Origin of the sequence: Natronospirillum sp., from assembly GCF_022565775.1 — a bacterium.
Classification (GTDB): domain Bacteria; phylum Pseudomonadota; class Gammaproteobacteria; order Pseudomonadales; family Natronospirillaceae; genus Natronospirillum.
The window spans coordinates 1-10,850 of record NZ_JAIUMC010000102.1; the positions used below are offsets into that span (position 1 = coordinate 1).

The window sequence follows — 10,850 nt, forward strand, 5'->3', positions numbered from 1 at the left end:
CAGGTGAAAACGAATAAGTGAACAAGGCTCACACCACCCTGAGACACTGCCCGGCGTGATACAGCGTGAAGCCCGATTCATAGGCCAGGCTGCGCAGCGGTATACCGGTGACGGGATCCGAGTCCCGGATGGGCAGGGGCAAGTCATCGTCCTTGCCGTGCAATATCCAGTTGGCCAGACCCTGGCCGACCATGGTGCCGGTGGTGTTGCCGCGTCCGTTGTAGCCGGTGACCGCCAGCAAACCTTCCGCAGGAGAGAACACGCGCAGCGTGTGCTCCGGGGTAAAGGCAATGCGACCGGTCCAGGTAGTTTGCCAACGCACTCGCCCCAGTTGAGGGAAATAGTGCCGCTGAATGCGGTTGGCCCAGGCTCGCACGAACGCCTCGGGCTTGGTGTCCCCCCGCCCCAGGCTGCCCAGGATCAGGCGCCCGTGTGCATCTCGGCGAATGCTGCTGAGCACCGTGCGGGTGTCCCAGCAGCCCTGGCGCTCGGGCAGTATGGCGTCCGCGGCTGCGCCTTCCAGCGGTTCTGACGCGACCTGATAAAAATACCCGGGAAAACAGTGCTTCTGGACCACATTCCAGGCTGCTTCGGTGTAGGCATTGGTCGCCAGCACCACCTGCTGTGCCTGCACACGCCCTTCAGCGGTGGGAATCGACCAGCCCTGAGGGGTTCGTTCCAGCCCCTGCGCGCCACTGTGACTGTACAGCATCGCGCCCGCCTGCTCGGCCACTCGGGCCAGGCCGCGCGTATACCCCAGCGGGTTGATGGTGCCGGCGCGGGCGTCCAGCAGCGCTGCCGGTACCTTGTTCGTGCCGAGTAGACGTTCGCATTCCGCACCGCGCAGCAGCGTCACCGGGGCACCGCGCTGACAGAACTGCTGCTGCCGCCTCTCCAGCTCGCCGACAGCCTTGGCGCTGTGCGCCAGGTGCAGGGTACCGGTGCGGGTGGCATCGCACTGTATCCGGTGGCGTTCGATCAGCTCGAACACCCGCTGTGGCGCCTTTCCAAGAACGGCGTTGACCCGCTCGCCATCGGCCTGCCCCAGCGTGTCCGTGATGTCATCGGGCGGGATCCACAAGCCGGCATTGACCAGCCCCACATTGCGGCCCGAGCCGCCGGCGCCGATCTGCTGAGCCTCCAGTACCACCACCGAAGCCCCCTGCTCGGCCAGATGCAGCGCCGTCGACAACCCGGTGATGCCGCCGCCGATCACGCAGACATCGGTCGTCATCGACGCCTTCAATTGCGGCCCTGAGGGCTCCGGTTCCCGACAGTCGGTCTCCCAGATACAGTGCGCTTGCATGGGACCCTCCCGTGCTCTCAGTCGAACTGAATGCCCTGCGCCAGCGGCAGTTCACGTGAATAGTTCACCGTATTGGTCTGCCGGCGCATGTAGCTCTTCCAGACATCCGAGCCGGATTCCCGGCCGCCGCCGGTGTCCTTCTCGCCGCCAAAGGCCCCGCCGATCTCCGCCCCGCTGGGCCCGATGTTGATGTTGGCAATACCACAGTCGCTGCCAGTGGCCGACACAAACTGCTCCGCTTCGCGTACATCGGTGGTAAATACACAGGACGACAGACCCTGCGGCACATCATTCTGCATCGTGATGGCAGAGTCGAAAGACTCATAGGGCATCACATACAGAATGGGCGCGAACGTCTCCTCGCGCACCAGGTCATCCTGCTCGGGCACTTCGACAATGGCCGGTTCCACGTAATAGGCATCGGGGTATTCCGCCGCCAGCACACGGTCTCCACCGGTGACGGTATAACCTTTGCTGCGAGCCGTGGCGAGCGCCTTCTGCATCTGATCGAAGGCCTGCTGGTCGATCAGCGGGCCGACCAGGTTGTCCGCCAGCGGGTCACCAATGCGAATGCCGGCGTAAGCAGCACGCAACCGCTCGGTCACCTCCTGCTGAATATTGCGATGCACGATCAGGCGACGCAGGGTGGTGCAGCGCTGACCGGCCGTGCCGACTGCAGAGAAGAGTATCGCCCGCACCGCCATATCCAGATCGGCACTGGGCGTCATGATCATGGCGTTGTTGCCGCCCAGCTCCAGTATGCAGCGGCCAAAACGGCTGGCCACACGCGGCGCCACGACACGACCCATGCGGGTGCTGCCGGTGGCACTGATCAGGGCCACGCGGCGGTCATTCACCAGTATTTCGCCCAGATCGACATCACCCAGCACCACCTGACTCAGATGCGTTGGTGCATCAGACCCGAACCGGGTCATGGCCTTTTCCAGCAGCGCCTGGCAGGCCAGTGCGGTCAGCGGTGTTTTCGGAGAGGGCTTCCAGATCAGGCTGTTGCCGCAGACCAGCGCCAGCGCCGCATTCCAGGCCCAGGGCGCCACGGGAAAGTTGAACGCCGTTATCAGGCCGACCGGACCCAGCGGATGCCAGCTTTCGCGCATATGATGGCCGGGCCGTTCCGAGGCAATGGTCAGACCGAACAACTGGCGCGACTGACCGACCGCCAGATCGCAGATGTCGATCATCTCCTGTACTTCGCCCAGGCCTTCCTGATAGATCTTGCCGCACTCCAGGGTGACCAGCCTGCCCAGGTCCTCCTTGTGCTGGCGCAACTCGTCGCCAAACAGGCGCACCAGTTCACCCCGACGCGGCCCCGGCACCTGACGCCACTGCTCGAACGCCCGCTGCGCCTGCTCGATCTGCTGCCGGAGCTGCTCCGCCGTGTGCAAGGTGGGCTCACCGATCACCCGGCCATCCACAGGTGTGACCACTTTGAGGTTGCCACCTCGGTAAAGACTGTCCGGCACACCCAGGCGTTGCATCAGGTCGTCGATCATGGTGCTCTCCCCTTCATAAAATGACTGAACCAGAGTAGAACGCGCCTTTGCACGGGCTCAAACGATCATTATGATGAAGATCATTCCTTTTTTTCATGGATGAAGCGCTGTGACTCGTCGCCACCTGCCCACCCTGTCAGCCATGCAATGCTTCGAATCCGCGGCCCGCCATCTCAGCTTCACCCGCGCCGCCGAAGAACTGAACCTGACCCAGAGTGCGGTCAGCAAACAGGTGGCCCAGTTGGAGGCCATACTGGAACACCCGCTGTTCCGGCGCGTGCGCCGCCGGCTGCAACTGACCACAGAAGGCATGCTGTATCTGGCCGACGTGCGTCAGGTGCTGAACCAGGTCGAAGCATCGACCCGCTACATGCAGGCCTATGGTGGCGAGAATGAGGTGCTGAACCTGAGCACACTACCCACCTTCGGCGCGCGCTGGCTGATGCCCCGGCTCAACGGATTCCGCTTTCAGCACCCCGGCATCGTGCTCAACATCAGCAACCGGGCCGAACCCATTGACCTGGACCAGGCCAACATCGACGTGGCTTTCTTCTTTGGCCAGGGCGTATGGCCCAAGGCGGAATGCATTGCCCTGCGCGAGGAACGCCTGATCCCCGTCTGCGCCCCCGGCCTGCTAACCCAGGCGCCCCTGCAGCAACCGGACGACCTGCTGCGACATGTGCTGCTGCAGATGGCCTCACGGCCAGAACAATGGCACGACTGGTTCCGCACCCAGGGCCTGTACAGTGAACACAGCTACTACGGCCCGCGGTTCGACAGCTTCGAGATGGTCATCAGCGCCGCCCGTGCCGGCTGCGGCCTGGCCCTGGTGCCGGATTTTCTGGTGCAGGAAGAACTGGACGAAGGCAAGCTGGTGATTCCCTGGGATGCACCCATGACGGGCACCGGCAGCTACTACATGGCGATCCCGGAACACAAGTTCGAGCTGGAGAAGATCCGGGCCTTGCGGGAGTGGATTCGGGAGCGGTGTTGATCAGACCCAGGGCAGGTGGGATGAACTTTCGGCCTGCAGTCAGCGCTTACATTTCGAACTCGGTGGTGCCGCGCATTCCTCCCAGTTGTCGCTGCAGTTCCGTCAACATTTGCTCAGTCTCGCGTGCCAGCATCGCTAAAAATTCACTACGGCCCAAGGTCCGCCGAGTTAACTGTTCAAAGTCGACCCTGTTATTCATCATCAATCACCGACTCGTCTACCAGATGAGTATTGCGCCCGACCCGCTTCAGGTCACTCCAGGCCGCCTGAAGGGTGGCCAGTTGCAAGGGCCTACCGACGTCGTTCATTCGTTTTAACAACTCGCCAACCGAACGCTTGGTATGCACAAACTCGATGGTGCCGTAAGGTGTCTTGTAGACACCCTTGCGGCCCGTGGTCATCACCGTAAGTCGGTCCAGCGGCACTTGGGATATGGCACCATACTCACTCAAAGCCGATTCAAGGCTGACGTAGTTGTATTCACCTCGACGCAACGCTCGGGCGATATGCTCGATCATGTCACTGTCTCGACTATGAGCGAGGGCATAGAGATAGACCCCACGCGCCGGTCGCTCCAGCAAGCCCTCCGCCACCAGCCGCCGCAGGCCATCCTTCAGGGCCCGAGCGCTGTCTTCGTGGAACAGCTTGGCCAGATCAGCCAAGGTAAACACAAAGCGACCCTGGCGGTCCCACTGGCTAAATCGTTTCAGGGCGGTGGCTTGATCCATAAGTGGTCAAAAGGGTCGCAATTAACCGTCTAATATGTCCACTTAATATAATTGTGTACCGGGAGGTCGTCAAGGCCGTAAGGCGGAACTCATCCTGAATACGGTTGTTTCACGTGTATTGTTCATAGACATTGTGTGCGTACCGAACTAGAGTATTTATAGGTAATACCTTTTACTACGGAGTTAAAAATGGCAAGCCCAACATCCATCAAGCTCGATGATGATCTGAAGGGGCGAATTCAGCATTTGGCCAATGCTCGGCAGCGTTCGGCGCATTGGCTGATGCGCGAGGCGATTGAGCAGTATGTAGAGCGAGAAGAACGGCGGGAGGCCTTCAGGCAAGATGCGCTGAACGCCTGGGAAGAGTATCAGGCGACCGGATTGCATGCGACCGCCGAGGAGGTTGAAAAATGGCTAGGCAGCTGGGGAAAAGAGGATGAGGTGCCCGCGCCCCAATGCCACAAATAATTTTTACCCCGAGAGCCATTCAGGATCTTGAGCGACTGCGCGAGTTCCTGCAACAGAAAAGCCCGGCGGCAGCCGATAAAGCAGCCAGCGCGATCATTCATGGCATCCAGGAGTTGGGGAAATTTCCGACTATCGGTCGCCCGATCGAGGGCCTGGCGGAGGAGTACCGTGACTGGTTGATCGATTTTGGCGATAGCGGCTACATTGCAAGATATCGCCGGGACGGAGATACGGTGGTGGTGCTGGCTGTCCGTCACCAAAAGGAGGCCGGCTTTTGAGGAAGAGCCAGCGCAGCTTCGAGTTTACTCGCATTGTTTCAAAGCGTTCACCCTCACGCCGAATTTGCAAAAATCCTTACAAGCTGATCCCTCTGCCAATCCACCTGACTTGACCCAAGGGCTAGTGCAACAAATTCATGCCAGTTAGTATGACTACAACTCTATTTGGCAATTCCGGTGCAGTGGCACGTTATGGACGAACTCATAGAACAGTTGAAGCAGTTCCGCGATGAGCGGGATTGGAAGCAATTCCACAACCCCAAGGATCTCGCTCTGGCGCTCAGCATCGAGAGCGGTGAATTACTTGAAGCCTTTCTCTGGAAAACACCAGAAGAAGCAGAGAGAGAGAAGGTCAAAGAAGAACTGGCCGACGTCTTTGCTTTCGCACTATTGCTGGCAGACGCCTACGATTTCGACGTTCGCGAAATTGTCCTCGACAAGATCGGAAAGAACGCAAAAAAGTATCCTGTCGACAAGGCGAAAGGTACCTCCAGGAAATACGATGAGTTATGACTGAGCAGCGTCATGTTGAAGTTCGCCGCTACCCTTTCTCCCAGCAATCACTGGACTTGATCAGTGACGACCACTACGCCGGCAATCAATGGCCTCTCGTCTATATTCTGAGTGACGATGCCACCAAGCGTGCCTACATTGGAGAAACCACCGATACGCTTACTCGTCTCAGGACGCACCTGAAAAACGACAAGAAGCAAAGCCTCACCGTTGCGCATCTGGTCAGCAGTGAACGCTTCAACAAGTCGGCTACGCTCGATATCGAATCCACACTGATCAAGTACATGGGAGCGGATGGCAAGTACCAGCTTCTGAATGGCAATCTCGGACTGGTAGACCACAACTACTATCAGAAAGACGAGCTCTATGCCGACATCTTCATGGAAACCTGGGACAAGCTCCGGGGCGCCGGTGTTGCCATCCACTCGCTGGAATCCATAGATAACTCCGATGTTTTCAAATACTCGCCCTACAAATCCCTGTCCTTCGATCAGCGGCAGGGGCTTCTGGGCATCATGCACGCCCTGCTGAATGACGACTGCAAGAACCTGGTTGTCGAAGGGGGCGCGGGCACCGGAAAATCAGTGTTGGCTATTTTCCTGTTCAAACTACTGAACAGTGATGAAGAAGAACTCGATCTCAAGGATTTCTCCGATGAAGAGGCCGAATTGCGCGAACTTCTGAAACAACTCAGAGCGCGATATCCCAAGCCCAGCATGGCGCTGGTAATACCCATGACCTCTTTCAGGCAAACGCTGAAAAAAGCATTCCGCAATATTTCCGGCTTGAGTGCAAAAATGGTGATCGGTCCTGCTGAACTGGCCAATCAACACTATGACATTGTGCTGGTCGATGAATCTCACCGGTTGCGTAAACGGACCAACCTTGGCGCCTACTTTGGAACCTTCGACAAGGCTTGCGAGAAGCTGCAACTGGACAAGCACAACTGCAGCGAAGTGGATTGGGTTCTACAACAATCTGACAAGGCCGTGTTTTTCTATGATGAAAACCAGTCCATCAAGCCTTCCGATGCAAACCCCTCTGATTTTGCCCGATTGAAAGATTCAGGTACGACTCAGGTCCAGACACTGCGTTCCCAATTCCGTGTCCGCGCTGGCAATGCCTATTCGAAGTTCGTCGATGATCTGCTGCACCAGAAGCTCGAACCAGGTCAGCAATTCAAATCAAAAAAGTACGAATTTGAGATATTCGACAGCATCCAGGACATGGCTGACCGCATTGAAGAGAGAGAGCGTCAGCATGGCCTGTCCCGATTGATTGCCGGCTTTGCCTGGCCTTGGATATCGAAGAACGACTCCTCTCTGTTCGACATTGAAATTGGTGACAAGAAGCTGCGCTGGAATAGAACCAACACGGATTGGATCAACACACCCGGGGCAGAAAACGAAGTTGGCTGCATTCATACCACTCAGGGATACGACCTCAACTACGCCGGCATCATTTTCGGTGAGGAGATCCGCTACGACCGTGAACTCGATGAAATCGTCATTGATCAGGACAAGTATTTCGACCGCAACGGCAAGCAGAGCATCAAGGACCCTGCTGAACTGAAGCAATACATCCTGAACATCTACAAAACCATCATGCTGCGCGGGATCCGCGGTACGTTTGTTTATGCATGTAACAACAACCTGCGGGATTATCTGAAGCAGCACATCCCCACACATATCAATGACGCCGGCCCTGAACCCTCAAAAGTCGAGAAGCCGGTGCCTTATGTCAACGCTGTTCCAGTCTTCGACCTTCAAGCGGCTGCCGGGTCATTCGGGGAACTTCAGCAAGTGAACCAGGAAGACTGGGCTGCAGTGCCACCGGGCACACGTCTTACCGAAGATTACTTTGCCTGCAAAGTTGTTGGCGAGTCGATGAATCGGATCATTCCCAATGGCGCCCTCTGCCTGTTCAGGAGAGATCCCGGCGGCAGCCGCAACGGCAAGATTGTGCTGGTGGAGTTCAGTGACACCATTGATTCAGACAGTGGCTCCCGCTATACCGTCAAGGAATATGAGAGCACCAAGACAGAGGATGAGCAGGGTTGGAAACATCAGCGGATTTTGCTCAAACCAAGATCTTTCAACGCCGAGTTCAAGACCATCGAAGTATCAGATGATCCGGATCTGCATTTTCGCGTTGTGGGTGAGTTCTTGAGCTTGCTGGAGGAATGAAATCAAGCGATCAATTCACAACTCCACAACGGGAAAACACGCCTCACCCCAATGCTCCCCGGCATGATCCATCATGATCTCGATCACCACTGGCACGACGTCAGCCATTATTCGACTGCCGTCACGCACCTGGTCTCTGTTGACCCTGCTGTTCCACGTCGCACCACCATGGATAAGCTGATTACGCAGGGTGTAGAGGCGGTTGAATACAATGGCTAAGACCTTGCCAGTATTCTTGCTCGCCAGTGCTTTGTTGGCTGCTACTTTCGCCTTACTGAATTGTTCTTCCCAGTACAGGCCGCTGTCGAGACCATTAAGATGATCCCAGAAGGGTTGAAACACATAGGCGTTGTCGAGCAGAACACGGATGGCCTTTGGGTACTGTTGCCAGGTCAAAGCAGCGAGTTGGCCCTTATCGTCCAGCTCAACCAACCGGTTCAGAAATTCATTGAAGCGTTTTCCCTCTGCAATACGAATATCGCCAGTGTCATTGGCATAGGCGGCATTGAAGGCGATCCAGAGAAAGATGAATTGGCCGTCTGGGTCTTCGTCGCTGCACTGCTCGGCACGGTTGAGCCAGCTCAGGGCGCGATGCACCCTCAGTCCCAGTGCTTCCGAATGCTGGTGCCGTTCCTCGCGCTGGCGGTCTTTGAGGGTCTGATAGTTCATCTACTTCACCATCCCTGGAGTCAAAATCTGACGCTGTTAAGTCCTAAAACTAGACCTGAGTTCAGTCGGCGTCAACTTGATGGGTCGGTTGCTCCCTGTTCGAAACTCAATCAAACACCCGGATATTGGGCCTCATTTCGCTCCACCCACACAAAGCGCTCTCGGCTCAGTGGCTTTTGCGGCCCGTCGTTCGCATCAAACCGATAGGCGCAGAGCTTGCCGGCCTTCTGATCCACCACGCTGTAGTCCAGGCAGGCAATTGCCGGTGTCAGGGGCGCAGGCTCGCCTCTCAGCCAGTAGTGGCCAACGAACAGGGGTTTCTCGTTGTCGTAGCCGGGGAGTTGGTCAGCGCTTACTTGCTGGTCATCGGGAATGTTGTGAACCTGCTTGTCCGGCACTATGGCCAGATCCCGGTAACTGGCTGAAACGCCGGCCCACCATCGTGTGCGGATGCCGTGCCGGGGATTGCCTTCCCCGTCGTGAAAAACATAGCCCTCTGGCAGGAAGATTTCCCATCCTTTCAGCAGGGTTTCCAGTGCGTTATAGGCCGCACTGCCTTTACGGGCGGTGTCTATCCAGGCTTCTGGCAGCAGGCGATTTTCGTCGTCGGTCAGCTTGCCCATGACGGCGAGATGCTTTGGATGCCAACAGGCATGCACCACTCTCAGCTCGGGCAGGCCCAGGTAAAGCGGCAGGGTTTTGAACCAGTCGATAATGCCCATGTGCAGTGGGCTGCCTTCGCCAACCTGTTCGAGAAAAGCTTGGTGTTGGTCCCTGTTCTTGTCGTTGTGCTTGCGCAGGAATTGACCGGGGTTTTCCGGGTCTTCAGTCGCCCAAGCAACGGCGTTGTATTCATGATTGCCCATGACCGCGAGCGCCTTGCCCTGCTCGACCATATTGCGGGCGATGTCGACAACTTCGACCTGCTCCGGACCGCGATCGACAAAATCACCCAGGAAGATGACCTGTCGCTGTTCGGGGTGTTGCCACACGCCATTCTGCTTGCGGTAGCCCAGCTTGTGCAGCAAGGCTTTCAACTCGGTGGCGTGGCCGTGGATATCACCAATCAGATCGTACAAAGGGAGGCCCTCCGTGGGTTGTGTATTGAATCCTGGCTCCATACTGCGGGAACGGGATTCGATCAGGCAAGCGTGAACTGTGGTCAGTGTAGGCGAGGGTTGCGACATATGAGGTCGCAGTTGCCCATGCCTTATTGATGAAAAATTTTCCCAGACCCAGGCTGATTCAGATTTTCTCGAACCGCTGCTCTTGACCTCGGGCAATGCTTACTGAACACTGTGCAGCTTTCGGCGGCTGACAGTTGTCGATTCATGGGAAGAGTCGGGATCGGCTCTTAAGACTTACCATAGAAGGAATCACCACTTGAAGTACTCCCTTCCCCTGTCGTTTGCTTTTTTGAGCATACTTTCAACTTCTGCACTTGCTGAATCCAACGAGTTTTTCCGTATCGGCCTCGGTGGCAGCGATGTTTTCACCGAAACTGAAACTGAGGTCGCGGGCTTTTCCTTTTTTGAAGAAGACAGCGTAAGCGCCGGTTTCCTGTATCTGGCGGGCGGAAGCGACCGTGAGAGCAACAGAACCTATGGCCAGCTTGGATTTTCGGTCTTTGAAGATGCCAATCTGCTGTTCCTTGGTATCGGCCATGACTGGATGTTCACCAGTCGCCCCTTCCAACCCTATGTTGGCTTGAGCGGGGGTCTTGCATGGCTGACCTACACCGAAGACTACGATGATGGCGTTGTCACCGTTGAGCTGGAAGGCGTTCGCTCTCGCGGCCCCGCGATCGGTGGTCAATTGGGCCTATACTATCAGCTTGGCGACACAGCCGCTCTGGATGTGAGCCTGCAAGCGCTCGGCACCAGCATAGAGACAGAAGTCACGTTTCCCGGACTAGGCTCGGTGAACAATGAAATTACCTTCATCGGCAACACGGTGGCGTCTCTCAGCTTCGTGTTCTGAAGAAGGCCGCTATACCCTGAATGACTGGGGCAGTGTGAAGGTGCGCGTCAGTTGGTGTTTTGCTGTTGTTCGTACCAACCCACCAACTGGCGCGCCTGGTCCAGCAGAGTGTGGCGCCAGTGTTCTGGAGCTTCCACCCGAATCGTGGCCCCTAGACTTTGCAGCCACCACTGCATGGCCTGTTCGTCGTTGACGCGGGCCTGCAGATAGCCCCAAC

11 protein-coding genes are annotated in these 10,850 nt (G+C 57.1%); 6 read left to right on the forward strand and 5 right to left on the reverse strand.

Annotated elements, in window-relative coordinates; genetic code table 11:
• Positions 1–28: 28 nt before the first annotated feature.
• Both LAT62_RS14300 and LAT62_RS14305 read right to left on the reverse strand, forming a co-directional pair.
• Positions 29–1,306, reverse strand: coding sequence for an FAD-binding oxidoreductase (locus tag LAT62_RS14300; protein WP_293385367.1), 1,278 nt, complete (start codon positions 1,304–1,306; stop codon positions 29–31).
• Between the two features lie 17 nt (positions 1,307–1,323).
• Positions 1,324–2,817 carry an aldehyde dehydrogenase family protein gene (locus tag LAT62_RS14305; RefSeq protein ID WP_293385370.1) on the reverse strand — a complete coding sequence of 498 codons (1,494 nt, stop codon included), beginning with the start codon at positions 2,815–2,817 and terminating at the stop codon, positions 1,324–1,326.
• A gap of 109 nt (positions 2,818–2,926) precedes the next feature.
• Between LAT62_RS14305 and gcvA the strand changes: the two genes are divergently transcribed.
• Entirely contained in the window at positions 2,927–3,811 is an 885-nt protein-coding gene (gene gcvA, locus LAT62_RS14310) for a transcriptional regulator GcvA (protein ID WP_293385373.1), read from the forward strand.
• Between the two features lie 191 nt (positions 3,812–4,002).
• Here the strand turns inward: gcvA and LAT62_RS14315 are convergent, their stop codons facing one another.
• Complete coding sequence (locus LAT62_RS14315; RefSeq protein ID WP_293385376.1) at positions 4,003–4,539, reverse strand: type IV toxin-antitoxin system AbiEi family antitoxin domain-containing protein; 537 nt, start codon at positions 4,537–4,539, stop codon at positions 4,003–4,005.
• Between the two features lie 189 nt (positions 4,540–4,728).
• On the opposite strand from LAT62_RS14315, the gene LAT62_RS14320 reads away from it, so the two are divergent.
• The 4 genes from LAT62_RS14320 to LAT62_RS14335 all read left to right on the forward strand — a co-directional run bounded on the left by LAT62_RS14320 (position 4,729) and on the right by LAT62_RS14335 (position 7,984).
• Positions 4,729–5,007 (forward strand): CopG family ribbon-helix-helix protein, encoded by a 279-nt coding sequence (locus LAT62_RS14320; protein ID WP_293385379.1) that lies wholly within the window; start codon positions 4,729–4,731, stop codon positions 5,005–5,007.
• On the forward strand, positions 4,995–5,285 hold the full coding sequence (locus tag LAT62_RS14325; RefSeq protein WP_293385381.1) for a type II toxin-antitoxin system RelE/ParE family toxin: 291 nt from the start codon (positions 4,995–4,997) through the stop codon (positions 5,283–5,285). Before LAT62_RS14320 ends, LAT62_RS14325 begins: the two co-directional genes overlap by 13 nt.
• A 192-nt stretch (positions 5,286–5,477) precedes the next feature.
• The gene (locus LAT62_RS14330; RefSeq protein WP_293385384.1) at positions 5,478–5,798 is read left to right on the forward strand and encodes a nucleotide pyrophosphohydrolase; all 321 of its coding nucleotides are present in this window, start codon (positions 5,478–5,480) and stop codon (positions 5,796–5,798) included.
• Complete coding sequence (locus LAT62_RS14335; protein WP_293385387.1) at positions 5,795–7,984, forward strand: DNA/RNA helicase domain-containing protein; 2,190 nt, start codon at positions 5,795–5,797, stop codon at positions 7,982–7,984. The genes LAT62_RS14330 and LAT62_RS14335 overlap by 4 nt, the downstream gene beginning before the upstream one ends.
• 15 nt (positions 7,985–7,999) lie before the next feature.
• Here LAT62_RS14335 and LAT62_RS14340 read toward each other — a convergent pair whose 3' ends face one another.
• Complete coding sequence (locus LAT62_RS14340) at positions 8,000–8,653, reverse strand: HEPN domain-containing protein (protein ID WP_293385390.1); 654 nt, start codon at positions 8,651–8,653, stop codon at positions 8,000–8,002.
• A 110-nt stretch (positions 8,654–8,763) separates the two neighbouring features.
• Positions 8,764–9,732 carry a metallophosphoesterase gene (locus LAT62_RS14345; protein ID WP_293385393.1) on the reverse strand — a complete coding sequence of 323 codons (969 nt, stop codon included), beginning with the start codon at positions 9,730–9,732 and terminating at the stop codon, positions 8,764–8,766.
• A gap of 304 nt (positions 9,733–10,036) precedes the next feature.
• Here LAT62_RS14345 and LAT62_RS14350 point away from each other — a divergent pair, with 304 nt between their 5' ends.
• Positions 10,037–10,633, forward strand: a complete 597-nt coding sequence (locus LAT62_RS14350; protein WP_293385395.1) for a hypothetical protein — start codon at positions 10,037–10,039, stop codon at positions 10,631–10,633.
• The last annotated feature ends 217 nt before the right edge of the window (positions 10,634–10,850 follow it).

What these genes read in the sequence shown, in the direction of transcription:
- LAT62_RS14335 (WP_293385387.1), top strand. Translation starts at nt 5,795, where the DNA reads ATGACTGAGCAGCGTCATGTTGAAGTTCGCCGCTACCCTTTCTCCCAG.
- LAT62_RS14320 (WP_293385379.1), top strand. Translation starts at nt 4,729, where the DNA reads ATGGCAAGCCCAACATCCATCAAGCTCGATGATGATCTGAAGGGGCGA.
- LAT62_RS14325 (WP_293385381.1), top strand. Translation starts at nt 4,995, where the DNA reads ATGCCACAAATAATTTTTACCCCGAGAGCCATTCAGGATCTTGAGCGA.
- LAT62_RS14300 (WP_293385367.1), bottom strand. Translation starts at nt 1,306, where the DNA reads ATGCAAGCGCACTGTATCTGGGAGACCGACTGTCGGGAACCGGAGCCC.
- LAT62_RS14340 (WP_293385390.1), bottom strand. Translation starts at nt 8,653, where the DNA reads ATGAACTATCAGACCCTCAAAGACCGCCAGCGCGAGGAACGGCACCAG.
- LAT62_RS14330 (WP_293385384.1), top strand. Translation starts at nt 5,478, where the DNA reads ATGGACGAACTCATAGAACAGTTGAAGCAGTTCCGCGATGAGCGGGAT.
- LAT62_RS14315 (WP_293385376.1), bottom strand. Translation starts at nt 4,539, where the DNA reads ATGGATCAAGCCACCGCCCTGAAACGATTTAGCCAGTGGGACCGCCAG.
- LAT62_RS14305 (WP_293385370.1), bottom strand. Translation starts at nt 2,817, where the DNA reads ATGATCGACGACCTGATGCAACGCCTGGGTGTGCCGGACAGTCTTTAC.